The organism is Pseudomonas guariconensis (assembly GCF_024127895.1).
Lineage (GTDB): Bacteria > Pseudomonadota > Gammaproteobacteria > Pseudomonadales > Pseudomonadaceae > Aquipseudomonas > Aquipseudomonas guariconensis_B.
Genome location: NZ_JAMYBK010000025.1, coordinates 24,118 through 49,574, shown reverse-complemented (window position 1 = coordinate 49,574; position 25,457 = coordinate 24,118). Strand labels below are relative to the sequence as shown.

Annotated in this window: 24 protein-coding genes, 2 tRNA genes and 3 pseudogenes; 16 read left to right on the top strand and 13 right to left on the bottom strand. The window is 63.6% G+C overall.

Translation table 11 applies throughout. The features are described 5' to 3' along the window. Positions 1–126 precede the first annotated feature (126 nt). Both NJF35_RS20705 and NJF35_RS20700 read right to left on the bottom strand, forming a co-directional pair. A tRNA-Val gene (locus NJF35_RS20705) sits at positions 127–203 on the bottom strand. Between the two features lie 135 nt (positions 204–338). After that, positions 339–923, bottom strand: a complete 585-nt coding sequence (locus tag NJF35_RS20700) for a fumarylacetoacetate hydrolase family protein (protein ID WP_225790666.1) — start codon at positions 921–923, stop codon at positions 339–341. A gap of 53 nt (positions 924–976) precedes the next feature. Between NJF35_RS20700 and NJF35_RS20695 the strand changes: the two genes are divergently transcribed. Together NJF35_RS20695 and NJF35_RS20690 are read left to right on the top strand one after the other, a co-directional pair. Next, positions 977–1,222: an FCD domain-containing protein gene (locus tag NJF35_RS20695; RefSeq protein ID WP_225790665.1), complete on the top strand. Its 246-nt coding sequence runs from the start codon at positions 977–979 to the stop codon at positions 1,220–1,222. 3 nt (positions 1,223–1,225) lie between these two features. After that, entirely contained in the window at positions 1,226–1,393 is a 168-nt protein-coding gene (locus NJF35_RS20690; RefSeq protein WP_225790664.1) for a hypothetical protein, read from the top strand. Between the two features lie 146 nt (positions 1,394–1,539). On the opposite strand, the gene NJF35_RS20685 is transcribed toward NJF35_RS20690, so the two are convergent. From NJF35_RS20685 to NJF35_RS20670, 4 genes are all read right to left on the bottom strand, one after another. Beyond that, the gene (locus NJF35_RS20685) at positions 1,540–2,868 is read right to left on the bottom strand and encodes an MFS transporter (RefSeq protein ID WP_225790663.1); all 1,329 of its coding nucleotides are present in this window, start codon (positions 2,866–2,868) and stop codon (positions 1,540–1,542) included. A 393-nt stretch (positions 2,869–3,261) separates the two neighbouring features. Further along, positions 3,262–4,713, bottom strand: coding sequence for an aldehyde dehydrogenase family protein (locus tag NJF35_RS20680; RefSeq protein WP_225790662.1), 1,452 nt, complete (start codon positions 4,711–4,713; stop codon positions 3,262–3,264). Then, positions 4,710–5,678: an NAD(P)-dependent oxidoreductase gene (locus tag NJF35_RS20675; protein ID WP_253091427.1), complete on the bottom strand. Its 969-nt coding sequence runs from the start codon at positions 5,676–5,678 to the stop codon at positions 4,710–4,712. Before NJF35_RS20675 ends, NJF35_RS20680 begins: the two co-directional genes overlap by 4 nt. Before the next feature lie 10 nt (positions 5,679–5,688). After that, positions 5,689–7,080, bottom strand: coding sequence for an NAD(P)/FAD-dependent oxidoreductase (locus NJF35_RS20670; RefSeq protein ID WP_225790660.1), 1,392 nt, complete (start codon positions 7,078–7,080; stop codon positions 5,689–5,691). A 305-nt stretch (positions 7,081–7,385) separates the two neighbouring features. Between NJF35_RS20670 and NJF35_RS20665 the strand changes: the two genes are divergently transcribed. Next, a complete protein-coding gene (locus NJF35_RS20665) occupies positions 7,386–8,438 on the top strand; it encodes a proline racemase family protein (RefSeq protein ID WP_225790659.1) in 1,053 nt (350 codons plus the stop codon). Between the two features lie 53 nt (positions 8,439–8,491). On the opposite strand, the gene NJF35_RS20660 is transcribed toward NJF35_RS20665, so the two are convergent. The 3 genes from NJF35_RS20660 to NJF35_RS20650 form a co-directional block, all read right to left on the bottom strand. Next, positions 8,492–9,247: an SDR family NAD(P)-dependent oxidoreductase gene (locus NJF35_RS20660; RefSeq protein ID WP_225790658.1), complete on the bottom strand. Its 756-nt coding sequence runs from the start codon at positions 9,245–9,247 to the stop codon at positions 8,492–8,494. Positions 9,248–9,262: 15 nt separating this feature from the next. Next, complete coding sequence (locus NJF35_RS20655) at positions 9,263–10,033, bottom strand: SDR family NAD(P)-dependent oxidoreductase (RefSeq protein ID WP_225790657.1); 771 nt, start codon at positions 10,031–10,033, stop codon at positions 9,263–9,265. Between the two features lie 84 nt (positions 10,034–10,117). Next, a complete protein-coding gene (locus NJF35_RS20650) occupies positions 10,118–10,873 on the bottom strand; it encodes a transporter substrate-binding domain-containing protein (protein ID WP_225790656.1) in 756 nt (251 codons plus the stop codon). A 688-nt stretch (positions 10,874–11,561) separates the two neighbouring features. Between NJF35_RS20650 and NJF35_RS20645 the strand changes: the two genes are divergently transcribed. From NJF35_RS20645 to NJF35_RS20595, 11 genes and pseudogenes are all read left to right on the top strand, one after another. Next, positions 11,562–12,383, top strand: a complete 822-nt coding sequence (locus NJF35_RS20645) for an amino acid ABC transporter ATP-binding protein (protein ID WP_225790655.1) — start codon at positions 11,562–11,564, stop codon at positions 12,381–12,383. 10 nt (positions 12,384–12,393) lie between these two features. Further along, positions 12,394–13,065 carry an amino acid ABC transporter permease gene (locus NJF35_RS20640; RefSeq protein WP_225790654.1) on the top strand — a complete coding sequence of 224 codons (672 nt, stop codon included), beginning with the start codon at positions 12,394–12,396 and terminating at the stop codon, positions 13,063–13,065. Positions 13,066–13,075: 10 nt separating this feature from the next. Further along, the gene (locus tag NJF35_RS20635) at positions 13,076–13,741 is read left to right on the top strand and encodes an amino acid ABC transporter permease (protein WP_225790653.1); all 666 of its coding nucleotides are present in this window, start codon (positions 13,076–13,078) and stop codon (positions 13,739–13,741) included. 22 nt (positions 13,742–13,763) lie between these two features. Then, the gene (locus NJF35_RS20630) at positions 13,764–14,639 is read left to right on the top strand and encodes a dihydrodipicolinate synthase family protein (protein WP_225790652.1); all 876 of its coding nucleotides are present in this window, start codon (positions 13,764–13,766) and stop codon (positions 14,637–14,639) included. A gap of 142 nt (positions 14,640–14,781) precedes the next feature. Further along, positions 14,782–16,062, top strand: a complete 1,281-nt coding sequence (locus NJF35_RS20625; RefSeq protein ID WP_225790651.1) for an NAD(P)/FAD-dependent oxidoreductase — start codon at positions 14,782–14,784, stop codon at positions 16,060–16,062. Next, positions 16,059–17,540 carry an aldehyde dehydrogenase family protein gene (locus tag NJF35_RS20620; protein WP_225790650.1) on the top strand — a complete coding sequence of 494 codons (1,482 nt, stop codon included), beginning with the start codon at positions 16,059–16,061 and terminating at the stop codon, positions 17,538–17,540. The genes NJF35_RS20625 and NJF35_RS20620 overlap by 4 nt, the downstream gene beginning before the upstream one ends. A gap of 10 nt (positions 17,541–17,550) precedes the next feature. Then, positions 17,551–18,579 carry a proline racemase family protein gene (locus NJF35_RS20615; RefSeq protein ID WP_225790649.1) on the top strand — a complete coding sequence of 343 codons (1,029 nt, stop codon included), beginning with the start codon at positions 17,551–17,553 and terminating at the stop codon, positions 18,577–18,579. A 189-nt stretch (positions 18,580–18,768) separates the two neighbouring features. Further along, positions 18,769–19,473, top strand: a complete 705-nt coding sequence (locus NJF35_RS20610; protein WP_253081193.1) for a GntR family transcriptional regulator — start codon at positions 18,769–18,771, stop codon at positions 19,471–19,473. Positions 19,474–19,760: 287 nt separating this feature from the next. Then, complete coding sequence (locus NJF35_RS20605; protein ID WP_225790647.1) at positions 19,761–20,318, top strand: helix-turn-helix domain-containing protein; 558 nt, start codon at positions 19,761–19,763, stop codon at positions 20,316–20,318. 115 nt (positions 20,319–20,433) lie between these two features. Next, positions 20,434–20,991: pseudogene (locus NJF35_RS20600) on the top strand (HD domain-containing protein); the annotation flags it as partial. A 3-nt stretch (positions 20,992–20,994) separates the two neighbouring features. Beyond that, entirely contained in the window at positions 20,995–21,501 is a 507-nt protein-coding gene (locus tag NJF35_RS20595; RefSeq protein ID WP_253081205.1) for a GNAT family N-acetyltransferase, read from the top strand. A gap of 49 nt (positions 21,502–21,550) precedes the next feature. Here NJF35_RS20595 and NJF35_RS20590 read toward each other — a convergent pair. Next, positions 21,551–21,760 (bottom strand): annotated as a pseudogene (locus NJF35_RS20590) (ABC transporter substrate-binding protein); the annotation flags it as partial. A gap of 139 nt (positions 21,761–21,899) precedes the next feature. Beyond that, positions 21,900–21,976: transfer RNA gene (locus NJF35_RS20585), tRNA-Val, on the bottom strand. Between the two features lie 202 nt (positions 21,977–22,178). Here NJF35_RS20585 and NJF35_RS20580 point away from each other — a divergent pair. Then, complete coding sequence (locus tag NJF35_RS20580) at positions 22,179–23,462, top strand: NAD(P)/FAD-dependent oxidoreductase (RefSeq protein WP_225790645.1); 1,284 nt, start codon at positions 22,179–22,181, stop codon at positions 23,460–23,462. Between the two features lie 109 nt (positions 23,463–23,571). Here NJF35_RS20580 and NJF35_RS20575 read toward each other — a convergent pair. Next, positions 23,572–24,314: pseudogene (locus tag NJF35_RS20575) on the bottom strand (peptidase C39 family protein). Between the two features lie 155 nt (positions 24,315–24,469). Between NJF35_RS20575 and NJF35_RS20570 the strand changes: the two are divergent. Continuing rightward, positions 24,470–24,649 (top strand): hypothetical protein, encoded by a 180-nt coding sequence (locus NJF35_RS20570; RefSeq protein ID WP_225790644.1) that lies wholly within the window; start codon positions 24,470–24,472, stop codon positions 24,647–24,649. Between the two features lie 54 nt (positions 24,650–24,703). Here the strand turns inward: NJF35_RS20570 and NJF35_RS20565 are convergent, their stop codons facing one another. Continuing rightward, positions 24,704–25,456, bottom strand: a complete 753-nt coding sequence (locus NJF35_RS20565) for a TerC family protein (protein ID WP_225790643.1) — start codon at positions 25,454–25,456, stop codon at positions 24,704–24,706. Position 25,457: the final 1 nt, after the last annotated feature.

The following is a 25,457-nucleotide window of genomic DNA, read 5'->3' as shown; positions in this document are numbered from 1 at the left end:
TGCAGCATTTGCTGGATGGCCTCGGTACGACCGGACCATCTCTAGGTGGGGGCAAAAGTTTTGCACAGCAAAAAGGGCGACCCTCTCGGATCGCCCTTCTCGTGCCCGGAAACCGGGACTTTTGTTTGGTAGGCACAATTGGACTCGAACCAACGACCCCCACCATGTCAAGGTGGTGCTCTAACCAACTGAGCTATGTGCCTGTCGTGTGGCGCGCATATTAAGGGGGATTCAAAAGGCTGTAAAGCGTTTTTTTCAAAAAAATCAAAAACTTTGCGCAGGTCCTTGCAGCCCATCGCCGGCAAGCCGACTCCCACAGGTTGGTGCACCCCTGAAGTTCAGCGCCATCCCTGTAGATGCTGCTTCAGGCAGCATTCTCGACCTGCGGGCGCCCTACCCGGTCCAACCGCCCGGGCAACTGCCCAGGCCAATGGCCGACATGACTCGTCGAAGTTCTTGTCCACCGTCCACTGCGGCGACTTGAACTGGTACTCGCGCACCGAGCCTTCGTTGAACAGCGCGTAGCCGGCCACGTGCTCCAGGGCCTTGTCCTTGGCGATGTGGCGGCCGCCGCTCTTGAGTACCACGGCCATCTCGCCTTTGTAGTCCAGGGTGTCGGAGATACGTGGGCGGATCAGCGGCTTGTTGTGCACCGTCAGGCTGCTGTTGAAGCGCGGGAACAGGGTCGGGTAGTCCGGCTGGGCGTAGGGCGATTCCTTGGTGTGGTCGGCGTAGTTCAGGCCGACGCAGATGATCTTGCCCGGCTTGCTCATCAGCGGCAGATAGTCCTGCTCGCCGAGCTCGACCAGCGGCCCCTGGGCCTGGGCACCGTAGGTCGCCAGGTCGACGCCGCGCTCGAGCAGCGACTCCAGCGTCTGTTCCCCAAGAACCTTGACACCCTCGGTGGTGCGAACGCCCAGCACGGGGCGTGCCTTGGAGAGTGAAGCGAACGTAGCGCATGGGAAGACCTCTTGTTGTGGTTCGTAACCCTGCGGAGGAAATCCGCGACATCACCCGCACCCGCCTGCTCATCGAATGCCAGGCCTTGGCCGAATCGATCCGCAATGGCGATCTGGAATGGGAAAGCCAGCTGATCGCCGCCCATCACCGGCTCGATCGCCTGCCCATCGTCGAAGGCTCGGAGCGGCTCATGAAGCCGGAATGGGAAAACGCCCACGAAGTCTTCCACCAGGCGCTGATCGCCAATTGCCGCTCCCCCTGACTGTTGCGCCTGCTGCGCGACCAGACCGCACGCGACCGGCTGCTCTCGCTGCACTACACCGACGGCGCCATGCGCGATGTGCCCGGCGAGCACTGGGCCATCCTCGAAGCTGCGCTGGCGCGAGATGCCAACAAGGCCTGCGTGCTCGCCCATGAGGCGCTCAAGCGCTGAACCCCGCCGTAGTCGAGCCTGGGGCCGCTTCGCGCCTCGTCGCCGGCAAGCCGACCCACAAAAGAATCGTAACGCGTTGATTTAGCTGGGACCTGTGGGGAAGCAGGCTCCAGCTAAATCAATAGGCTCACTCGTAACCTGTCGCCTCAGGCGGCGCTCGCCGTTGCCAGGTCAAGCGAACGCGTTTCCGGGGCCATCTTCCAGGTAAAGAACAGGCCCACCATGGAGATGCCGAAGGCCACGATCATGGTATTGGCGATACCGATCGAAGACAGGGACATCGGTACCAGGTAGGTACCAATCGCCGCACCGATACGCGACAGGGAGGTCGCGAGGCCGACGGCCGAACCCCGTACTTCAGTAGGGAAAAGCTCGTTTGGATAAACGTACTGGAGTACCTGCGCACCACCGATGAACAGCGCGTAGCTGCCAAACAGTGCGAGGGTCAACAGGCCGGCGGCGTCTGGATACAGGCCAAGCAACAGCAGCGCCAGGCCGGACCACAGGAAACTGTGGATGAGCATGTTGCGCCGGCCCAATGGGTTGATCAGCTTCACACCGAGCAGGCAGCCAAGGACGAAGATGATGGTGATGGCGACAGCCCCCCAGGCTGCCAAATCACCGGTCAGCCCCATGGCCGAGAGGATCTTCGGTGCAAAGGCATAAATGGCGAACTGCGGAATGATCGAGCAGGTCCAGAAGATGCTGACGAAGAAGATGCGCTTGCCATAGTGGGAATGGAACAGCGACCAGACCGATACCCGGCGCTCGGCCACAGGCTCGGGCAGGTCGGCGATCGAGAAGGCGTCGCCATAGACTTTCTTGATCACCTGATCCGCTTCGGCAGTACGGCCTTTGCTCAGCAGCCAACGGGCGGACTCCGGCGTGCCGGCACGCATGATCAGGAACAGCACCGCCGGCACCACCGCGCTGGCCAATGCCCAGCGCCAGGCTTCAGGGCCCATGCTGCGCAAGATGAGCTCGCCAGCCACATAGGCGACCGCCGCCCCGACGAACCACATCATCACCAGGCTGGCGAGGATGGAGCCGCGCTGTTTCCTGGGCAGGAACTCGGCCAGCAGCGAGGTGGCCAGGGGATGGTCGGCGCCAATCGCGATACCCAACAACAGGCGCAGCGTGATCAGTGCGGCCGCGGAGGTGACCCAGAACTGCCCGAGCGAGAACACCGCAAGCGCGACCAGCACGAGTACGTAAAGCGTTTTCCTGCCGAGCTTGTCGGTGAACAGGCCGCCGACGAAGCCGCCGAAGAACATGCCGATGAGCGATGCCGCCGCGACCATGCCTTCTTCGAAGACGGTGAGCTGCAGCGATTGGCTGAGCTGGACAAGTACTACGCCAATGATGCTGAGGATATAACCGTCCAGGAACGGAGCACCTGAGGAATAAACGGCCAGTTTCTTGTGGAAACTGTTAAGGGGGGCATCTTCTAATGAAATCTTATGATTATTGGTCATGTCTTGCTGCCTCGGTTTCTTCTCGCTGCTGAACTACACTTCACGCATGACACATGGCGTCGTACGCTAGTGAATAATGTTGTTATTGTTAGAGACTGCCGTATCGTGCCGCTCACCTTCGTGAGGGCCTCAAACTAATTACCCGGCCGAAGCCAGGCACTCCCTGGCCGCCAGCCAAACAATCTGGAAATGCCTTGATTATTCCGTTCACCACAACGTTCAATCATGTGTACCCGTTGACTTGAAGTTCACCGGGCACTTCGCCACATGACAGCTTCAGATTAAGCTCGCATGAATATAAGAAATAGAAGGATTACCTCAAAGAATGCGAGATCTCGGTCATCACCTTGAGCGGGTAATCCTGGGGCTGCTTTGCAGCCCCGGGGAGCGGGCTCAAGCCAACTGGTAGGTGGTCTTCACTCGGGTGAAGAACTGTCGGGCATGGGTGCCCTGCTCGCGCGAGCCCAGGCTCGAGGCGCCGTTGCCGCCGAACGGCACGTGATAATCCACCCCCGCCGTCGGCAGGTTGACCATCACCATCCCCGCCGAGCTGTTGCGCTTGAAGTGCTCGGCATGGCGCAGCGAGGTGGTGACGATGCCGGCGGACAAGCCAAAGGCCGTGTCCTGCGCGGCCGCGAAGGCCTCGTCGTAGTCACGCACCTTGAGCACGCTCACTACCGGCCCGAAGATCTCCTCGCGGTAGATGCGCATGTCCGGCGTGACCTCGGTGAACAGCGCCGGCGTGAAGAAGTAGGCACCCGCCTCGTTCTCCACCCGCTCGCCGCCACATACCAACTGCGCACCCTGCTCCACGCCGCTGGCCACGTACGACAGGTTCTGCTCCAGCTGGCGGCCGTCGACCACCGGGCCGATGTCGGTACTGGCCTGCAAGGCGTCGCCAACCGTCAGCGCCCGGGTGCGCTCGGCCAGGCGGGCGACGAAGGCATCATGGATGCCCTCGGTGACGATCACCCGTGAACTGGCAGTGCAGCGCTGGCCGGTGCTGTAGAACGAGCCGTTGAGCGCAACCTCCACCGCCTGCTCCAGGTCGGCATCGTCGAGCACCACCAGCGGGTTCTTGCCGCCCATCTCCAGTTGCACCTTCTTCATGCCTTCAGCCGCCAACCTGGCGATCTGCCGCCCGGTGTGCTCGGAACCGGTGAAGCTGATGCCATCGACCTGTGGCGAGCGGATGATCGTGTCGCCCACACTACGGCCGGGGCCGACCAGCATGTTGAAGACGCCGGCCGGCAACCCGGCGCGACTGATGATCTCGGCCAGCGCCCAGGCCGAGGACGGCACCAGCTCCGCCGGTTTGAACACCACACTGTTGCCGAAGCACAGGGCCGGGGCGATCTTCCATGCCGGGATGGCGATGGGAAAGTTCCACGGCGCGATGATGCCCACCACGCCCAGGGGCTGGGTGAACACGTCGATACCCACGTCCTGGCGCACCGACTGGTATTTCTCGCCTTCGGCACGCAGGGCCTCCTGGGCGTAGAACTTGAACGAACGGCCGGCGCGGTCCACCTCGCCCAGCGCTTCGCGGACGACCTTGCCTTCCTCGCGGGCCAGCAGGGTCGCCAGTGCTTCACGGCGGGCGAGGATCTCGCTGCCGATGAAGTCCAGCGCGTCGGCGCGCTGTTGCGGATTGCTGCGCGCCCAGGCGGGCTGGGCACGGCGGGCGGCGGCGATGGCCTGTTCGGTCAGGGCCTGATCGGCGCGCACGAAGCGCTCGATGACCTCGGCCGGGTTGGAGGGGTTGCGGTTTTCCAGCAGGTCGCTGGCCGCGTCGAAACCGACGAAGGCGCCGTCGACATAACTGCTCTTGATCACGATGCTCATGCGCGCTGGATCCTTTTTTCCGGGGCCTGACTGGCGACGAAGCGGCTGATGTTGTCCACGGCGCTGTCCATCAACTGCTGCATGGCGTCTTCGCTGCTCCAGGCGATGTGTGGGTTGAGGATGAAATCGTCGCGATCGATCAGCTGGAACAGCGGGTTGCTCGGGTGCAGCGGCTCATGCTCCACCACATCCAGCGCCACGCCCCCCAGGCGATCGTTGTGCAGCGCATCGATCAGCGCCGCCTCGTTGACGATGCCGCCACGGCCGGTGTTGATCACCAGGGCGTCGGGCTTCATCAGGGCCAATCGACCTGCGTCGATCAGGTCATAGGTTTGCGGGGTCAGTGGGCAGTTGATCGACAGCACGTCACAGCTACGCAGCAGCGCGGCGAGCGGACGGCAATCCGGGCCGCTGCGCTTGCCACCGCGGTCTTCGAAGAACACCTCCATGCCGAACGCACGGGCCAGTTCGGCCAGGCGCAGGGCGATCGGGCCGCTGCCGATGATCGCCAGTTGCTTGCCGCGCACATCGCGGATGCGGTGGTCGAAGTAGATGTTCTTGTGCTGCGCCTGGCCGGCGTGCACTTGGCGCATCAGCCGGGTGAAGGCTGCCGGGCGGCGGAACAGCTCGAGGATCATCGCCATGCTGTGCTCGGCCACGGTGTTGGCGGCGTAGCCAGGCACGCTGGCCACCTCGATACCATGGGCCTCGCAATAGTCGACGTCGACGATGTCGCGGCCGGTCAGGGCCAGCGAGATCATCTTGAGCTTGGGCAACTGACACAGGTGCTCCTTACGCAGCGGTACGCTGCAGGTCAGGGCGATGGTGGCGTCCTTGAGGTGCTCGAGCACCTGGTCCGGATGGGTATAGGCGAACTGCTGCCAGGTGTGCGCGCAGTCAGGCCGCTTGAGACGGGTCGAGGATGCCAGGCCCTCGTCGTCGAGGAAGACGATATGTTCGCTCACGATCTTGTCCTTATTTTTTCTGGGCGGGGACGTAGCCGGCCGGCGCCATGGCCACCAGTTGGCGGGTGACGAAGCCGGCGTCCTGGTCGTGGTCCTCCAGCGACTCCTTGCGCACCAGGGCGTCACGCACCATGTGCGCGCCGAAGAAGCGAAATGGCTCGGGCGGCAGCAGCTTCATCTTCTGGTTGACCAGGCCGCAGTTGGCCCACGCGTCGTTGGCATGCTCGACCAGCGACTTGATGATGCGACTGGCGAACACCGTGGTGGCCACGCCATTACCGGAGAAACCGATGCCGTAGGCGATGTTCTGGTGACGGTCGAGGTAGCCGAAGTTCGGCAAACCCTTCATGGCGCGGTCGATCGGGCCGGTCCAGCTGCTGACCACCGGCACGTCCGCCAGTTGCGGGTACAACCGACGCAGTTCGGCGGCGACCTTGTCGGCGGCCGGCGAAGGCTTCTCGTAGAGGTTGCCGATGCGCCCGGCGAAGGCGAACTGGCCCAGCGGCTTGCCGAACACCACGCGGCCATCCGGGGTGTTGCGCCAGTAGTTGAGCACGGTGCGCGAGTCGGTCATGCACTCGCCGCCGCTCAAGCCGATGGCGTCGAGCTTGGCCTTGACCGGCGCCGTGGCCACCATGTCGCTGGACATGATCGCGATCATCCGGCGCAGCTCCGGGAACGCTGCGCCCCAGGCGTTCATCGCCAGCACCACGCGGTCGGCCTTCACATGGCCCTTGGCCGTGTGCACCACAGGCTTGGGGCCGCGCGCCAGGTGGGTGAGCGGGGACTTCTCGAAGATCTTCACGCCAAGCTTGAGCGCGACGCGGCGCAGGCCGCGAGCGAGCATGGCCGGCTGCACGGTGGCGGCGTTGGGATCATAGATGCCGCCGAGCACCAGCGGCGAGCCGACGCGGCCCTGGATGGTGTGGCGCGCCATCTCCTGGAACGGGTTGACGCCCAGGTTCTGCAGGCCGTCGGTGAGCACGCGCCAGGAATTCAACTGGCGCTGGTTGGTGGCGGTCCACAGCCAGCCGTCCTTGCGGTACTGGGCATCGATACCGTGCTCCTGGCAGAAGCTGCCGATCTCGTCGATGGCCGACTCGGCCGCCTCGCAGATGCGCCGTGCCTCGACGTCTCCGCAGATGGTGCGCAGCGACAGGTACTTGCCCCACCAGTTGGTGGCGATGCCGCCGTTGCGCCCGCTGGCACCGGAACCGCAGCGGTCGCGCTCGACGATGACGATGGTCTTCCCGGGATGCGCCTGCTTGAGGCGGATGGCCGACCACAGGCCAAGGAAACCACCGCCGACGATGCAGACATCGGCTTGAATCGAGTCCTGCAGCGCAGGGGCCAGGTCGCTGTCCAGGTCGAGTGCCTGGGCATACCAGAATCCACGGTACATAGTGAGGGTGCCTCTGAACAGGTTGTCTTGTCGCGACATGATGCTCAGCCGGCACAGGGCACCGATATTACAGTCATGACAATTGATAGAACGGCCACGCCTTTTGTCATGGATTTGCTATTTCCGGCGATTGATAGGACGTGAAGGACGTACAGCTGCGCGCCCTGGCGTCACACGAGCTGTCCCAGACGTTATAGGGCAGCAGGTGCCAGGGGTGAGAAAGTGCCGCTACAGGCCAATGCCGCTTAACTGACGGGCATTGCGCCACAGACAGTCTGTTCGATACCCATAAGCTGGAGATCCCGATGGCCTTCAAAAGAACCATTCATGCTGTCGATACGCACGCCGGCGAGCCGATGCGCGTCATCACCGGTGGCGTTCCACATATCCCGGGCAAGACGGTTCACGAAAAGATGCAATGGTTGCGCGAAAACGACGATCAGTTGCGCAAGCTGATGCTGCGCGAACCCCGCGGCTACCCTCCCCTGTGCTGCAACCTCATCGTGCCCCCGAGCCATCCCGACGCCGATGCCGGCTATATCATCATGGAACAGGTCGAATACCCAGTGATGTCCGGTGGCAATACCATCTCGGTGGTCACCGTACTGCTGGAAATGGGCATGCTGCCCATGAAGGAACCCGTCACCGAGTTGATCCTCGAAGCGCCGGCCGGGCTGATCGGCATCAAGGCGCAATGCCGCGACGGCAAGGTCAAGAGTGTCACGTTCAAGAACGTGCCGGCCTTCGCCGCACACCTGGATGCCAAGATCCAGGTGCCCCACCTGGGCGAAGTGACGGTCGATGTGGGCTGGGGCGGCATGTTCTATGCGATCGCCGACGTGCGCCAGTTCCCGGGCCTGGAGCTCAAGCCCGAGCATGGCGGCGAGATCGCGCGCGTCAGCGCCATGATCCGCCAGGCCGCTGCCGAGCAATTGCCGGTCGCGCATCCCGACTACCCTGGCATCGGCATCACCATTTCCCAGCTGTCCGGCCCCACCGACAGCCCGGACGCCGACTGGAAGAACGCCGTCACCGTCGCCTCCGGTGAGCTGGATTGGGACAACCCTTCCACCTGGACCGGTGCACTGGACCGCTGCCCATGCGGCACCGGTACCTGCGCGAAGATGGCGGTCCTGCACGCCAAGGGCGAGCTACCGCTGAACCAGGACTTCCGCCACCAGGGTGTGCTGGGCAACGTGTTCACCGGCCGCCTGGTCGAGGAAACCCGTATCGGCGACTACAAGGCCGTGGTGCCGACCATTACCGGTACCAGCTGGATCTATGGCCTGAATACCTATGTGCTGGACCATGACGATCCGTTCACCGAAGGCTTTGTCGTGAGCGACATCTGGGCGTGAGCGGTCTCCATTCGGGGCTGCTTTGCAGCCCAGTATCACAAAGGCGGCGCCACTCAAGCCACCGCCTGCGCCCCGGTAATCTCCACCAACGAACCACACATGAACGCCGCTTCATCCGACGCGAGGAACGCCACCAGCGCCGCGACCTCCTCGGGCTTGCCGATCCGGCCGAAGGGCACCAGCTTGTCCAGGTCGGCGATGGTCCTTCCCGAGCGCCGCACGCCAGCCTCGAGCATCGGCGTATGGATCTCGCCAGGGCATACCGCGTTGACCCGAACGTTCTGCGGCGCATAGTCACGCGCCAGGTTCTGGGTGAACGAGGCCACGGCAGCCTTGGTCACGTTGTAGGCGATGTGCCCGGGCGCAGGATGCAGCCCCCACTGGGAGGCCGTATTGACGATAGCGCCGGCTCCCGCCTCGATCATGATCGGCAATACCGCCCGGCACAGGTGGAACATCGAGTCCAGGTTGACCGCGAAACTGGTATGCCAGTCATCTTCCGTCAGCGCCAGGAGGTTGCCGCGGCGGTTGATCCCGGCGTTGTTGACCAGCACATCGATCCCCCCCAATTGCCTGACAACCGTCTCCACCAGCGCCCGGCAGGCCTCACCCTGGGCGATATCCGCCGCCACGGCGATGGCCTTGCCGCCGTTGCCTTGAATGGCCTCGGCGACGCCCTGGGCCGCCTCCAGATTGACGTCGCTGACCACCACCGTCGCCCCTTCGGCCGCCAACCGACCGGCGATCGCCGAGCCGATCCCCCCGGCACCACCGGTCACGATCGCCACCTTGTTTTCGAACCTGTTCATCGTCGACTCCTCGATTTATCGGATATAGCTGCCGCCGTTCACATCCAGGGTCGCGCCATTGAGCGAAACCTGGGACGGACGCAAGGTGAAGGCCACCAACTCGGCGATCTCTTCGGGGCTGGCCATGCACCCCACGGGAATGTCGGCAGTCGCCGCGGCCTCGCCGAACTGGGCGACGAAGCGCTCGGCCATATCGGTACGGACCCAACCGGGCGCGATGGCCACGGCGACCACACCCTCGCCCGCCACGCTGCGCGCCAGTGACTTGGTCAGGTTGATCAGCGCAGCCTTGCTGGCGCCATAGGGCAAGGCGTCGGCCGCGTAGCCACGCTGGGCGGCACGGCTGGCCATGTTGACGATGCGGCCACCGCCATGGATGCGAAAATGCTCGACCGCCTCACGGCACAGGTCGGCCGCCGCGAAGAAGTTCACCTGGAACTCGCGGCGCCAGGCGGCACGCCATTCGGATGACGGCGCGTGCAAGGGAATCTCCGTGCGAATACCCGCGTTGTTGACCAGGCCATGAAGGCGTCCGCCGGCCAGGGCCATCGCTGCCTGCCACAATCGTTCGGGACCATCGTCCTGGGACAGGTCGCCCTGGACGATAAAGCCCTGGCCACCAATCCGCTCGAGCAAGGCTTGCGCGCCCTGCGCGTCGCGACTGTAGTGGATCACCGGTCGGGCACCTTCAGCCGCCAGGCGCTCGACAATCGCCGCACCGATACCGCCGGAGCCACCCGTGACGAGCAATGTCTGGCCAGCCAATGGGCGTGTGGAATCGTTCATCCGTGCTCACCTTCTCTTGATAAAGATGCAAAGGTGCCGCCTGCCTCGCGCGCGAAGACGGCATTCCCGGTTAACGACGAAGGGTTACTTCGCGGCGTTGGCCTGCACCGAGGCCTTGTCCACGAGCTTGTCGATGTCGCCACTGTCGCGGCGCTGCTTGAGGTAGATGTTCAGCACGTCCATGTCGGCCGGGGAAATGTCCCGGCGCACGCCGAACGCGACGCCTTGCTTGGCCAGCGCCGGCTTGGGCAGGATCTCGCGCGCCCAATCGGCGTTGGCCAATGCGAACAGGTGGTTGGTGTCGCTGGCGTCCACCAGTACATCGGCGCGCTTGGACATCACCGCCAGACGGGTCTCGTCCATGCCTGGCAGACGCATGATCTTCGCGTTCCGGATCACCGAGGAGATCGCCTTGTCCTGGGCGGTGCCGGACATGACGGCGAAGGTCACGTCGGGTTTGTCGAGGGCGCCGAGATCGTCCTCGATGTCCGTGAACTTGGGGTTGTTCTTGTTCACCAGCAACGACACTTGATAGTCCGTGGCGGGGGTGGTGAATGCCACGGCCAGCGCGCGCTCGGGAGTCTGGTTGAGGGCCATGGCCAAGTCCCACTTGCCGCTCTGCAAGCCGGCGACAAGGTTGTCCCAGCTCGTGTCGACGAAATCGACCTTGACCTTCAGCACCTTCTCGCCGAAGTCCCTGCACAGGTCGACGAAGTAGCCGCTGTAGTCACCTGAACGCGCATCGCGCATGACATAGGGCGCGGCTACCGCAGCGCCACAACGCAGGACACCGGCTTTCTGCACATTCTGCCAAACCGAGGTTTCAGCAGCCTGGGCCATGGATTGGCCAAGTATGGCGCCGCAAAGGCTGGCACCCAGGAAAAGCGGCTTGAGGGAAGGGAGCATTTTTGACCTCACTGTTAATCATTGTTGTAGGCAGGAAGGTAAGCGCTGGGTAGTGCACGCCATATTGTGTGCATGGCTGCATGCAGATTATGAAGCACACCAGATGCTGTCAACAGGCTTTTTCGAATGGTTGGAATCGGCCTCTCTCGCTCCCCTCGTTTTTTTCCTCGCGCCCTCGGGCCTTCCTTTTGTCCTGGATGGACGGCGCGCCAAGGCAAGCGAATAAATTTTTCTCCACGTGTGTTGACAGTACACTCAAGGCGGTCATAGTCTGAATACAATATTGCACACAACAAGAAGCTCAGCAAAGCACTCATCAACTGTTGATCGACTCTTCTGCCTACAAGAACAAGCTATCGGAGAGAATCAAAATGGCTCAGACCGCTTCCCACAGCGCCTGCGCAGGTGCTGCCAGCCCTTCGCTCCAAACGCCATGGCGGTGGCAAGCGCCCACCCGGGCTGCTAGGCACTTCTGCAAACGCCCCCATGCACCACTGGCCAGGCCCGGCAAGACCGTCGGCCTGACCGACACAGCGCGCACCGCAACCAACGCCGCAGGCAACAGCCTCCCGTAACCCTGAGCCGAGGTGCCGCCCAGTGCGCCCTCGTGGAGACAATCGCGATGAACATCCCTCGTTTGGTGGCAGCCCAGCCACAGGTTTCGCTCGGCCCGGATTCGCCCCAGGGCGGCGACTTCATCCAGTTGCGCGACGTGCGCAAGGCCTATAGCGAGCAACTGGTGGTGATGGACCAGATGAACTTGGACATGCGTGCCGACGACCGCCTGGTGATCATCGGTCCATCGGGCAGCGGCAAGAGTTCGCTGCTGCGGGTGCTGATGGGGCTCGAGGGCATCCAGGGCGGCACGATCCATTTCCAGGGCAAGCCCTATATCGATGGCAGCCGCAAGCTGGGCAAGCCGCTGGATGAAACCCTGCACAAGCAGATCGGCATGGTGTTCCAGCACTACACCCTGTTCCCGCACCTGTCGGTGCTGGGCAACCTGATCCTGGCGCCGGTCAAGGTCCATGGCCTGGGCAAGGCCCAAGCCACCGAGAAAGCGCGCGCCTACCTCGCCCGCCTGGGCCTGGAAAACAAGCTGCACGCTTACCCAAGCCAGCTCTCCGGCGGGCAGAAGCAGCGCGTGGCGATCGCCCGTGCGCTGATGCTCGAACCCCGCCTGATGTTGTTCGACGAAGTCACCTCGGCGCTCGACCCGGAAATGGTCATCGAAGTGCAGAACGTGATGATGCAACTGGCCGAGCAGAAGATGGCGATGATCATCGTCACCCACGACATGCACTTCGCCCGCCACATCGCCACCCGCGTGGTGTTCTGCGCCAACGGCAAGGTGGTCGAGCAAGGCCATCCCGAGCAGATCTTCACCCAGCCACGGGAAGCACGCACGCGTGAGTTCCTCGAAAAGGTCGTGCAGTTCGATTGAGGACGCCGTGATGAACTACCAATTCGACTTCCACTTCCTCAACGGCAGCCTGCCTGCGCTGCTGGATGGGCTGAAGGTCACCCTGCAACTGGCATTGGTTTCCAACCTCATCGGCCTGACCCTGGGCTTCGTGCTGTGCCTGATGACCCTGAGCCGCTGGTTCTTCATTCGCTGGCCAGCGCAGTTGTTCATCGAGTTCTTCCGCTGCACACCGGCGTTGTTGCAGATCGTCTGGTTCTTCTACTGCGTGCCGATGCTGTTCGACGTGTTCATCGACCCGATAGCCATGGGCTTCCTGGCCCTGGGCCTGAACCTCACCGCGTTCAACGCCGAAGCCTATCGGGCCGGCGTGCAGGCGGTGCCGCGTGAACACCTGGATGCCTCGATCGCTCTGGGCCTCAAAAGCTGGCAACGCACGCTGTACGTGATCCTCCCGCAGTCGCTGCGCAGCGCCCTGCCGGTGCTGATCACCAACGGCATCGGCACCCTGCAACAGAGCGCACTGGTGGCCATCGTTGCCGTCGCCGACCTGATGTACGTGGGCAAAAGCCTCGCGACCGAAGCCTACCGCCCGCTGGAAACCTACACCCTGATCGCCCTCATCTACTTCGCCCTGTCGCTACCGATCGCGCAGCTGGTGCAGTGGTTCGAACGGCGCCAGGAACTGGCCGGCCAGCGCTGAGGAGATAGCCATGCCACTCGATTTCTCGGTTGTCCTGAACTACTGGCCGGTGCTGCTCAAAGGCCTGGGCCTGACCCTGGCATTCACTGGTGCCTGCGCCGTGCTCGGCAGCCTGTTCGGCTTCGTGGTCAGCCTGCTGCGGCAGCTGAAGCTGAAGCTGGTGCGCCTGCCGCTGACGCTGTACGTGGAGTTCTTCCGTGGCACGCCGCTGCTGATCCAGCTGTTCTGGGTGTTCTTCTGCTTCCCGGTGATATTCGGCCTGGACATCCCGCCCTACGTCTCGGTGCTGATCGCCCTGACCCTGTACATGGGGGCGATCACCAGCGAAACGTTCCGCGGTGCGCTCAAGTCGATCGCCAGCGAACAACACGACGCCTGCACGGCCCTGGGCCTCACCTCCCGCGTCAAGGTGCTCTACGTGGTGTTCCCCCAGGCCTTGCTGCGCGCTGTGCCACCACTGCTGTCGAACGTGGTCAGCCTGTTCAAGGAAAGCGCGCTGATCTCCTCGGTCGGGGTGGCCGACCTGATGTTCGTCGGCCAGAACATTTCCAACAGCACCGCCCGCCCGGTCGAGTTCCTGTCGGCTGTCGCAGTCATTTACTTCCTCGTGGCCTTCCCGCTGACCCGCCTGGTCGGTGTGGTCGAAGGGCGCCTGCTGCGCCGCTACGCCTACTGATTCCCAACAAGGAGACTTCACCATGAAACTCAATGGCATCCTGCCTGCCCTGGTCACCCCATTCGATGCCGCTGGCAAGGTCGATCACGACACCTTGGCCTCGATCCTCGAACATCAACTGGCCGCGGGCGTCAGCGGTTTCGTGCCGCTGGGCTCCACCGGCGAATACTATGCGCTGACCAACGAAGAACGCCGCCAGGTGCTGGCCACGGTGAAGGAAGTGGTCGGTGACCGTGGCACCCTGATCGCCGGCGCCAACGGCGCCTGCACCCGCGAGGTGCTGGAGCAGGTCAGGCAGACCGTCGAGGCGGGCTACACCCACCTGCTGATCGCGCCGCCCTACTACGCCCTGCCCTCCCAGGAGGAACTGCTGGCCCACTACAACACCATTCTCGAAACCTTCCCCGAGATCAACGTGGTGCTGTACAACTACCCGATCCGTACCAACGTCGAAGTCGGCCTGGACGTGGTCGCCGCGCTGCATGAGCACCCGCGCGTCATCGGCATCAAGGAAAGCAGCGGCAACCTGCTGCGCGCCATCGAGATCGGCGAGAAATACAAGGGCATCCAGCTGTCCTGCGGCTCGGACGACCAGGCCCTGGACTTCTACCTGTGGGGCGCCGACAGCTGGATCTGCGGCCCGGCGAACATTTTCCCGGAGAAGGTCGTCGCCTTCCACAAGGCGTTCACCAGCGGCGATATCCGCGGTGCCCAGCAAGTCATGCGCAGCCTGTTCCCGGCCATGGCCAACCTGGAAAGCGGCAAGTTCGTACAGAAGGTCAAGTACGGCGCCGAGCTGTCCGGCTTCAAGGTAGGCAACGCACGGGCACCGCTGCTGCCGTTGACCGACGAAGAAAAAGCCGAGTTCCGCAAGGCGTACGAGGCGTCGCAAGCCTGATGCACTCCCCCTGTGGGAGCGGGCCTGCCCGCGAATAGGCCGGCCCCTGACGACACCGGTATATGGCAAGGGCCATGCCCTTGTGTGCGGGACGAGCCCGCCCCCACAGGAACCCCACCACCTTTTGAAGAGCACGCCTCTCATGAACAACCCGCAAACGTCATCGCAACAGGCCGTGGTCATCGGTGGCGGCATTGTCGGCGTATGCTGCGCACTGTACCTGCAGCGCGACGGCCACCGGGTCACCCTGGTCGACCCTGCCGCGCCCGGCGACAGCACCGCGAAATGGAGCTGTGGCCAGATGGCGGTCAGCGAAGTCATCCCGTTGTCCAAGCCTGGCATCCTGATGAAGATCCCTGGCTGGCTGCTGGACCAGAAAGGCCCGCTGGCCCTGCGCCCCAGCGCGCTGCCGGGGATCCTGCCCTGGTTCATGCGTTTCCTGGCCTGTGCCCGCCCGTCGAAGATCCATGAGATCGCCCAGGACATGGCGCGCCTGACCCAGCATGTCTATGAAGACTATGCCCCTCTACTCGATGCCTGCCCGGACAAGGCTCTGCTTGGCGACCGGCCGATTATCGAGGTGTTCGACTCCCCTGCCGGCCTGGCCCACGAGCGCCCCCACCTGGCCTTGCGCAAGCAGTTGGGCTTTCGTTCCGAGGAGCTCGACGGCGCGCAGATCGCTGACCTGGAGCCGGCCCTGGCTGGCAAGTTCCAACATGGCCTGATGTTCCCTGACTGGCGTGCGGTGAACGACACCGAAGGCTTCATCGCCGCCCTGACCGAAAGCTTCATTGCCCAGGGCGGCAGGCGCGTGCGCCAGCGGGTGGTGAAAATCGATGAAAACCTCGACCAGGCGACTGGCGTGACCCTGGCCGACGGCAGTCGCGTACCCGCCGGCTTGCTGGTAGTGGCCGCAGGCACTGGCGCGCGGGCATTCTTCGACACCCTCGGCGTGAACATTCCGCTGGCGGGTATCGCCGGCTATCAGGCGGTGCTGCCACGACCCGACGTGGAATTTCGCCATTCGGTGATCTACGCCGACGGCGGCTTCTGCTTCGCCCCCATGACCCGCGGCCTGCAGATCGGCGGCACCCTCGAGTTCGCCGGCGCCGATGCCGAGCCCAATTTCAAGCGTGCCGAAATCATCATGGAAAAGGCCCGCCGCGTCCTGCCGCAATTGAACACCCAAGGCATGGAGTTCGGTGTCGGCTACCGCCCGTTCCTGCCCGATACCAAACCTATGATCGACCGCTCGCCACGGCTGAAGAACGCCCTTTTGGCCTTCGGTCACGGCCAGCTCGGCCTCACCCTCGGCGCTACCACCGGCCGCCTGGTGAGCGACCTCGCTGCCCAACGCAGCCCAACCCAGGATCTCTCTGCATTCAGTGCCCGACGCTTCGCCGTCCTTGGAGGAAACGCATGAACCGCTACGACCAGTTCTACATCAACGGCCAATGGGTCAGCCCCGTCAATGGCGATAGTTTCGAGACCTTCGACCCGAGTGACGAGAGCCTGATCACCACGGTGGCAGCCGGTTGCGCCGCAGACGTGGACGCCGCGGTGAAGGCGGCCCGTGCCGCTTTCGACGAGGGCCCCTGGCCGCGCATGAGCGGCGCAGAGCGCGGCCGTTACCTGCGCAAGATCGCCGATGGGATTCGCGCGCGCCAGCAAGAGCTGGCAACCCTGGAGGTTCGCGACAATGGCAAACCGTTCCCCGAGGCCATGTGGGACATCGGCGATACCGCAGGCTGCTTCGACTTCTACGCCAACATGGCCGAAGCGCTCGATGCCCAGCGTGAAAAACCTGTCGCGCTGTCGGACGAGCGCTTCAGCTCGGTGGCGCGCAAGGAGCCGATCGGTGTTGCCGGGGCCATCGTGCCGTGGAACTTCCCAATGCTGATGGCCGCCTGGAAAGTCGCCCCGGCCTTGGCCGCAGGGTGCTGCATCATTCTCAAGCCTTCCGAGCAAACCTCGCTGACGGCGCTGGAGCTGGCCCGCATCGCCGATGAAGCCGGTCTGCCGGCAGGTGTGCTGAACATCGTCACCGGTTCCGGGTCCACGGTCGGCGCCGCGCTGACCGCCCACCCTGGCGTGGACAAGCTGGCGTTCACCGGCAGCGTCCCGGTGGGCAGCCGCATCATGCAAGCCGCGGCCCAGGACATCAAGAACGTCACCCTGGAGCTGGGCGGCAAGTCGCCCTTCGTGATCTTCGCCGACAGCGACATCGAAGCCGCCGTGGAGTGGATCCTGTTCGGGATCTTCTGGAACAAGGGCGAAGTCTGCTCCGCCACCTCGCGCGTGTTGGTGCAACGCTCCGCGTACGAGCCGCTGCTGGCCCGCCTTGCCGAGGAGGCGCGCAAGATCAAGATCGGCAATGGCATGGAAGAAGGCGTGCTGCTCGGCCCATTGGTCAACCGCAGCCAGTACGACAACACCCTGCAGGCGATAGCCCGCGGCCTGGAAGAAGGCGCCCGCCTGGTATCGGGTGGCGAGCGTCCGGCGCACTTGGACAAGGGGTTCTACCTGCAGCCGACCATCTTCGCCGATGTACCGGAAGACAGCTGGATCTGGAACGAAGAAATCTTCGGCCCGGTGGTATGCATTCGCCCGTTCGATACTGAAGAAGAGGCCATCAGCTCGGCCAACCATTCGCGCTTCGGCCTCGGTGCCGCGGTGATGTCCAAGGACCTGGAGCGCTGTGAACGTGTCGCCCGTCGCTTCCGTGCAGGTATTGTCTGGATCAACTGCTCGCAGCCGACCTTCACCGAGGCCCCATGGGGCGGCTACAAGCAGAGCGGCATCGGCCGCGAGCTGGGCGAGTGGGGCCTGAACAACTACCTGGAAACCAAGCAGATCACGCGCTACGACAGCGAACAGCCCTGGGGCTGGTACATCAAGTGAGGTAACACCCATGCGTTGGAAACAGACCCTGCAACTGGCCGAAGTGCACTGCGAGGGCGAAATCGGCAAAGTCATCACTGGCGGCGTCCTGGGTATCCCGGGCGCCACCCTGCTCGACAAGATGAACTACATCAACGAGGTCGATGACAGCCTGCGCCGCCTGGTGACTCTGGAGCCGCGCGGCTGCCTACAGATGTCGGTGAACCTGCTGCTACCGCCCACCCGCCCCGAGGCCCATGCCGCTTTCATCGTGCTGCAGGCCGACAAGGCGCACCCGATGTCCGGCAGCAACTGCATCTGCGTCGTCACCGCCCTGCTCGAGCTGGGCATGGTGCCGATGCAGGAGCCGGAAACCACCGTGGTCCTCGACACCCCGGCCGGTCTGGTGACCGCCCGCGCCCAATGCGCGGATGGCCGTTGCCTGAACGTCTCACTGGACATGGTGCCTGCGTTCGTGGAGCACCTCGACCTGGCCATCGAGACCGAAGCGTTCGGCACGCTCAAGGTCGACGTGGCTTTTGGTGGCGTGTACTACGCCCTGGTCGATGTCGAGCAGACCGGTTTGTCGATCGCCCCTGAACATGCCCGCGCCCTGGCCGATGCCGGGGTGGCGCTGAAGACTGTGATCAACCGCCAACTGGCGATCCAGCACCCGCTGCTGTCTTCGGTCAACGAAGTGGCCTACGTGATGTTCCGTCATCGGCTGGACGACCGCACCTACCAGACCTGCACCACCCTGCCCCCGGGGCGGGTCGACCGCTCGCCCTGCGGGACCGGCAGTTCCGCCAACCTCGCCACGCTGGCGGCGCGGGGGCTGGTGCAGGCGGGTGACCAGTTGGTGTCACGCTCGACCATCGGCGGGCAGTTCCAGGTCACGCTGCTGGGCCATACCGAGGTGGCCGGCCGCCCCGCGGTGCTGCCTCGGGTAACCGGGCGGGCCTGGCTCTATGGCCTCCAGCAGATCGGTGTGGACCCTGACGATCCGCTGGCGGCGGGGTTCATGCTCAGCGATACCTGGGGGGTGGGCCTGGACCAGTAGCCCATGCGCACCGTGCTCCTGGTAGGCAGGCGGAGCACGGTGCGTTCCTGCTCCTACTGCTCGACACCCGCCAGGCATGTTTGACGCAGCCGCCATCCCCGCAGCATGCTGCCGGCTACACCGTCGACAAGCACGGCAAGATAACGAAGGCCGCACGCGACCATGGCGCGGTCCAACCGAGAACCGATGATGGCAAAAGACAACGACCTCGAAGGCGGCCCCCGTCGTCACAGCGGCCGCTACATATATGAAGAACTGCGCAAGCAGATCCTGACGTTGAAGCTCAAGCCCGGCGTGCAATTGGATGAAGTGTCGCTCGCCGCCCAGTTCGGCCTGTCGCGCTCACCGGTGCGCGATGCCCTGGCACGGCTGATTACCGAAGGGCTGGTGGTCATCCTTCCCAACCGCACCACCTTGGTGACCCCGTTCGAGATCGAGGAATTCCCCAACTACATCTCGGCGCTGGATCTGATGCAGCGTGCGGTGACTCGCCTGGCCGCGACCCAGCACCGCGCCGAAGACCTCGAGGCCATCCGCCAGGCCGACGCGGCCTACCTCAAGGCCGTAACGGATGGCGACTTCCAGACCATGTCCGAGCTGAACAAGGCCTTCCACCTGGCGATCGCCCAGGCCGGCCGAAATCCGTACTTCATCAACTACTACGAGCGCTTGCTGAGTGAAGGGCAACGCCTGTTGCACCTGCACTTCGATCACGTGGTCAGCTCGGCGAGCACCCACCGGCTGGGTCGTGACCATGACGAGATCATCGATGCCATCGCCGCCCGTGATCCGGATGCGGCGGAAGCCGCTGCGCATGAGCATACGATGCTGTTTCAGCGCCGGTTCCTCGACTACATGCAACAGAACCTCACGGCGCGGATGTCCGTGGCGTAGTGCCAATTGGCACACGGCTGCGAACGGGGCACGGCTAGCGCACTGACTGGCCCCCTTATAAAGGGAGTTGTTCTAGGGCCAAAGCATGCCCCTCTCGACGCGTTGCTGGGCATGGCTACGGTTTCTTTCTTGCGACAACAATGACCAGGATAGGGGATCAAGGCTCTCTAAAGGCACAATGTCTGCACGGCGAGCACCTCCCACCTGACTCCCGTTTATCGAACCAACTTGCAGGCTGGTCTTGCCTAAATCACACTGGCCAGCCCGCCACGTCCCCGGACGCCAAGATGCCTGACCTGTCGCTAAAACCAGCATTGCCCGGCATTGCGCTCAGGCGATGGCGCCTACTGCACCGCGTCAAGCAATCCCATGCCGCGGCGTTGTTCAACGTCACTCAGTCGACCATCTCGCGCTGGGAAAGCGGCGTACAGGCCATGGATCCCCTCGCACACGAAAAGCTTGAACGACTGCTGGCCGCGCGCCTCGATGCAGCCGCCGATCAAGCGTTGGCCCGGCTGGTCAGGGAAAGCTCACGGCCCGTTCACCTCATTTGCGACCTGACGCATCGCTTGCTGGCCTGCTCCCCTTCGCGCGCCGCCCAGTTCGCCAGCCCGCTCAGCGACCTGCTGGGTCGTTCGCTGTGGCGCTTCGCTACGCCAGAGATCGTCAGCAAGGAGTTCGCGCTGGATGAATCGGGGTGGCGGGAAGCCCTCGCACCGCCAGCGCTGGAGTTCACAACCGGCAACAACGACTCGTCCCTCGTACCGATCAGCCAGAGCCTCTGTCGCTGGACACGCATCCCCCTCTCGGATGGAACGGCCGCGCGCCTGGTAGAGACGCTCTGACGGATCGCCCCCCTTTGCTCGCATATTTTATGCGTGGACGCTGAACACCTTCGGATCTAGGCTGGCCTCATCAAGGTGAACGGCATGCTGTTCACCGACGAAATCAGAGGGGTCTATGGACATCGAGAAACTCAAAGGGCGCCTTGCATTCCTGCGCGAGGCGGAAAAGCTCAAGGACGTGCTCAGAAGCGCACACACCTCCTCCGGGCGCACCGAAAGCACGGCCGAGCACAGTTGGCGCCTTTGCCTGATGGCCATTGTTTTCGAGGCGCAGCTAAGCGGCCTCGATACGCTGAAAATGCTCAAGATGTGCGTGATTCACGACTTGGGCGAGGCCATCAACGGCGACATTCCCGCCGTCAGCCAACACGCGTTTCCCAACAAGAGCCAGCAAGAGCGAAATGATCTTCTGCTCTTGACCCAGGCACTGGATGAAACGCTGCAAGCCGAGATACTGGCGCTCTGGGATGACTATGAACATGCACGATCGCCAGAAGCAAAAGCCGTCAAGGCGCTAGACAAGCTGGAGACCCTCCTGCAGCACAACCAGGGCAAGAACCCAACTGGCTTCGATTACGCATTCAATCTGGCCTATGGCAGGAAATACACCGATGCCGCCCCTCTATTCGAGGTGCTTCGCAGCATCATCGACAAGGACACCAGAGAAAACATCAGCATGAACACGACCATCCGCCCTGAACACCCCCAGGACATCAGCGCCATCGCCCAACTGACCGAGGCGGCGTTCGAGCACGAGGAGCATTCAAGCCATACCGAACAATTCATTGTCGATGCACTGCGACGCGCCAACCAGCTGACCGTCTCCTTGGTCGCGGTAGAGCATGATGCGATCATTGGCCATGTCGCCCTTTCACCCGTCACGATCTCGTCCGGTGCGACGGGCTGGTACGGCCTTGGGCCTATCTCCGTGCAGCCAGGCCGCCAGGGGCAAGGTATCGGTTCGGCCTTGATGAAGGCCGCCCTTGCACAACTACAGCGCCTTGGCGGGGCTGGCTGCGTGGTGCTGGGCGACCCTGGCTACTATGGCCACTTCGGGTTCCGAGCCCACGCCGGCCTCACGCTGCCTGGCGTTGCGCCTGAGTACTTCCAAGCCTTGTCTTTTGGCGGTGAACTCCCCGAAGGCATCGTGGAGTACCACAAGGCTTTTGAAGCGACCGAGTAGCGAACGCCCCCTGGCATTCGCGCTCTGCCCGGCTAGCCCGCCGCGACGATCATTCGCCCAGCGGCTCGAATACAGATACCGCTCGCGCATCCACCGGCTTGGGCAGCAAGCCTTCGCGGTAGAACGCATCGGCGATGCGCTGCTGCTCATCGAGGTTGTCCAGCTTCACCGGCTGCACGTCATAGCTGCGCCGGGCATTGGCCTGCTGCACCGTGGCGCTGTCCAGGTTGCCCCACAGCGGCCCGAGGATACGTGCCGCGAACGTGCTCTGACAGCTTTTGCATGGACGTCGGCGGCCTGCGTCAGGGTCGCCGAGATCCAGTGGGCTTTTGCAAAAGCGAAAAAGGGCGACCCTTGCGGATCGCCCTTCTTCATGCCCGTAAACCGGGACTTTCGTTTGGTAGGCACAATTGGACTCGAACCAACGACCCCCACCATGTCAAGGTGGTGCTCTAACCAACTGAGCTATGTGCCTGTCGATGAGGGCGCATTCTACGCATTCCAAAATCGGTGTCAACTGTTTTTTTCACGCTAACCCACTGAATCTAAAAAATATTTGGACAGAAGCCAGCACCAGGGCCGAGTAAAGGATTTTCAACAGACGACTAGCGGGTGTTTATTATTATTGATAGCATCGGTACATTCGTTAAAAATATAAAACACGAGGTTCCCCGAGCATGGCCAATACCCCCTACCCCCAGTCCTACTACGCCGCCTCGGCCAACCCGGTGCCGCCACGTCCGGCGCTGCAGGGTGAGGTGGAGACGGATATCTGCATCATCGGCGCCGGCTACACCGGCCTGTCCAGCGCGCTGTTCCTGCTGGAAAACGGCTTCAAGGTGAGCATCGTCGAGGCTGCCAAGGTTGGCTTCGGCGCGTCGGGCCGCAACGGTGGCCAGATCGTCAACAGCTACAGCCGCGACATCGACGTGATCGAGCGCACCGTCGGCCCGAAGCAGGCGCAACTGCTGGGCCAGATGGCCTTCGAAGGCGGCCGCATCATCCGTGAGCGCGTGGCCAAGTACAACATTCAGTGCGACCTGAAGGACGGCGGCGTGTTCGCCGCGCTCAGCGCCAAGCAGATGGGCCACCTGGAGTCGCAGAAACGCCTGTGGGAGCGCTTCGGCCATACCCAGCTGGAGCTGATGGACCAGAAGCGTATCCGTGAAGTGGTCGCCTGCGACAACTATGTCGGCGGCATGCTGGACATGAGCGGCGGCCACATCCACCCGCTGAACCTGGCCCTGGGCGAAGCTGCCGCCGTGGAGTCGCTGGGCGGCGTGATCTACGAACAGACCCCTGCCGTGCGCATCGAGCGTGGCGCCAACCCGGTCGTGCACACCCCGCAGGGCAAGGTGCGCGCCAAGTTCATCATCGTCGCCGGCAACGCCTACCTGGGCAACCTGGTGCCGGAACTGGCGGCCAAGTCGATGCCCTGCGGCACCCAGGTGATCACCACCGAGCCGCTGGGCGAAGACTTGGCGCGCACCCTGCTGCCGCAGGACTACTGCGTCGAGGACTGCAACTACCTGCTCGACTACTACCGCCTGACCAGCGACAAGCGCCTGATCTTCGGCGGCGGCGTCGTCTATGGCGCCCGTGACCCGGCGAACATCGAGGCGATCATTCGTCCGAAGATGCTCAAGGCCTTCCCGCAGTTGAAGAACGTCAAGATCGACTATGCCTGGACCGGCAACTTCCTGCTGACCCTGTCGCGCCTGCCGCAGGTCGGCCGTATCGGCGACAACATCTACTACTCCCAGGGCTGCTCCGGCCATGGTGTCACCTACACCCACCTGGCGGGCAAGGTGCTGGCCGAGGCCCTGCGCGGCCAGGCCGAGCGTTTCGATGCCTTCGCCGGCCTGCCGCACTACCCGTTCCCGGGTGGTCAGCTGCTGCGCGTGCCGTTCAGCGCCCTCGGCGCCTGGTACTACAGCCTGCGCGACCGTCTGGGGATCTGAGTCCCTGGTTGGCGGGTACCGCCATGCCGGTACCCGTCAGTTGAGGTAGTTGCTGGCTGTACCGGCCTATTCGCGGCGGTTCGGCGCGAATAGGCCGGTACAGGCAAAGTCACTGCCCCAGGCTGCGCACCGCCTGCTTCGCCGCGATCTCCTGGCCCGCCCGGGCCAATTCGTCGGCAGCCTGCAGCCAGCGCTGTCGGTCCACCTGGGCCGGCAGTTGCCGTGGCGGCTGCACCAGCACCGCCCAACGCCCCTCCTTCGCCCATGCCGCCTGGAAGTCGTCGAATGCCATCAGTTGCCGACGATGCATCCCTGAGCGCAGCAACACGCGCTGCTTGTAGCTGTCATAGCCGATCAACACCGCATAGCGCGGCTCGCTCCACCAGGCCGCCCCCTCCTGGTAACGCAGCAGCACGGGATTGCCTGCGGCCACCTGGGCCAGCAGGGCGTCCAGGCGCTTGTCCAGCGGGTAGACGACCATGCCGTACTCCCGTGCCACCCTCGCAATGCCGGTTTCCAGCGCGTCGACACCTTGTGGCAGGTTCAAGGGCTTGTCCAGCAGGCCCGGGGTGATGCCCACCCCCTGCTGCGAGAGGACCGCCGCCAGGGCCATGGCACCGCTGTGATTGGCATTGCCGCGGTAGAACGGCACGCTGCTGATCTCGACCCGCTGCGGCAGGCCCTTGGGCGCGGGAGGTGGCGTGCCGGCGCATCCGGCCAGGCTGGCGATCACCAGGCACGCGGCCAGCAGGCGGCGCGGGCCCGTGGCCCGTGAGGTGAAGGAATCTTGCAACATGGACACTCGCTTGTTCGACGCCAGGCAGGCAGCGCCCGGCCATGGGTACCGATCATAGGCCGGGCACGCGCTTGGGTATAGCCCGGCACCGGCTTGGAACGAATCGGCCCAAGGGAATAGACCTTCGGTCAATGGAACGTCACGGGCAACGCGCTAGACTAAAGCAGTGTCTGGAAGGCGAGCGCAGCCCGCCTGAGAGAAGGAGGCACACATGAGCCTGACAATGGCAATCCTCATGCTGGTAGGTATGTGGCTCAGTGTCGCAGCCGCCATGCTGTGGGGTGTGTTGCGCATCGTGCGCCGTCACGCCCACCATCACCACCTGCCCCCCCAAGCCCAGCCCAAGCCACAGCCGGTGCGTCGTGCCCGGCGGCATGCGGGTGCGCATTGATCGGATAGTCCCAGGGCTGCAACGCAGCCCTTTCGCTATACAAGGCCCCAGCCCTCAGCCTTGCGCGGCTTCGCGCTTCACCCGCGCCCGGCGCGCCAGGATGTTGAGCACTTCGATCGCCGTGGAGAAGGCCATCGCGGCATACACATAGCCTTTCGGCACATGGGCACCGAAGCCTTCGGCGATCAGGGTCATGCCGATCATGATCAGGAAGCCTAGGGCCAGCATCACCACGGTCGGGTTGTCGTTGATGAACTTGGCCAGCGGGTCGGCGGCCACCAGCATCACCACCACAGCGCAGATCACGGCGATGATCATGATCGGCAGGTGCTCGGTCATGCCCACGGCAGTGATGATGCTGTCGACCGAGAAGACGATGTCGAGCAGCAGGATCTGGCCGATGGCGGCGGCGAAGCCCAGGGTCACGGTGGAACCGGCCTTGGCTTCTTCCTTGGCGCCGCGCGGGTCGACGTTCTCGTGGATTTCCTTGGTCGCCTTCCACAACAGGAACAGGCCACCGGCGATCAGGATCATGTCCTTCCAGGAGAAGCTCTGGCCGAAGACATCGATCACAGGCTCGGTCAGCTGGACGATCCAGGCCACGGTGGAAAGCAGCGCCAGGCGCATGATCAGGGCCATGCTGATGCCGATGCGCCGCGCCTTGGAACGGTAGGCCTCGGGCAGCTTGTTGGTGAGGATGGAGATGAAGATCAGGTTGTCGATACCCAGCACGATCTCCATGGCCACCAGAGTGGCCAGGGCAACCCAGGCGGTAGGGCTTGCGGCGAGTTCCAGCAAATATTCCATT

Coding starts and splice junctions, on each gene's coding strand:
- NJF35_RS20685 (WP_225790663.1), bottom strand. CDS start 2,868: ATGACCAATAATCATAAGATTTCATTAGAAGATGCCCCCCTTAACAGT.
- NJF35_RS20680 (WP_225790662.1), bottom strand. CDS start 4,713: ATGAGCATCGTGATCAAGAGCAGTTATGTCGACGGCGCCTTCGTCGGT.
- NJF35_RS20670 (WP_225790660.1), bottom strand. CDS start 7,080: ATGTACCGTGGATTCTGGTATGCCCAGGCACTCGACCTGGACAGCGAC.
- NJF35_RS20665 (WP_225790659.1), top strand. CDS start 7,386: ATGGCCTTCAAAAGAACCATTCATGCTGTCGATACGCACGCCGGCGAG.
- NJF35_RS20660 (WP_225790658.1), bottom strand. CDS start 9,247: ATGAACAGGTTCGAAAACAAGGTGGCGATCGTGACCGGTGGTGCCGGG.
- NJF35_RS20655 (WP_225790657.1), bottom strand. CDS start 10,033: ATGAACGATTCCACACGCCCATTGGCTGGCCAGACATTGCTCGTCACG.
- NJF35_RS20650 (WP_225790656.1), bottom strand. CDS start 10,873: ATGGCCCAGGCTGCTGAAACCTCGGTTTGGCAGAATGTGCAGAAAGCC.
- NJF35_RS20645 (WP_225790655.1), top strand. CDS start 11,562: ATGAACATCCCTCGTTTGGTGGCAGCCCAGCCACAGGTTTCGCTCGGC.
- NJF35_RS20640 (WP_225790654.1), top strand. CDS start 12,394: ATGAACTACCAATTCGACTTCCACTTCCTCAACGGCAGCCTGCCTGCG.
- NJF35_RS20635 (WP_225790653.1), top strand. CDS start 13,076: ATGCCACTCGATTTCTCGGTTGTCCTGAACTACTGGCCGGTGCTGCTC.
- NJF35_RS20630 (WP_225790652.1), top strand. CDS start 13,764: ATGAAACTCAATGGCATCCTGCCTGCCCTGGTCACCCCATTCGATGCC.
- NJF35_RS20625 (WP_225790651.1), top strand. CDS start 14,782: ATGAACAACCCGCAAACGTCATCGCAACAGGCCGTGGTCATCGGTGGC.
- NJF35_RS20620 (WP_225790650.1), top strand. CDS start 16,059: ATGAACCGCTACGACCAGTTCTACATCAACGGCCAATGGGTCAGCCCC.
- NJF35_RS20615 (WP_225790649.1), top strand. CDS start 17,551: ATGCGTTGGAAACAGACCCTGCAACTGGCCGAAGTGCACTGCGAGGGC.
- NJF35_RS20610 (WP_253081193.1), top strand. CDS start 18,769: ATGGCAAAAGACAACGACCTCGAAGGCGGCCCCCGTCGTCACAGCGGC.
- NJF35_RS20605 (WP_225790647.1), top strand. CDS start 19,761: ATGCCTGACCTGTCGCTAAAACCAGCATTGCCCGGCATTGCGCTCAGG.
- NJF35_RS20595 (WP_253081205.1), top strand. CDS start 20,995: ATGAACACGACCATCCGCCCTGAACACCCCCAGGACATCAGCGCCATC.
- NJF35_RS20580 (WP_225790645.1), top strand. CDS start 22,179: ATGGCCAATACCCCCTACCCCCAGTCCTACTACGCCGCCTCGGCCAAC.
- NJF35_RS20570 (WP_225790644.1), top strand. CDS start 24,470: ATGAGCCTGACAATGGCAATCCTCATGCTGGTAGGTATGTGGCTCAGT.
- NJF35_RS20565 (WP_225790643.1), bottom strand. CDS start 25,456: ATGGAATATTTGCTGGAACTCGCCGCAAGCCCTACCGCCTGGGTTGCC.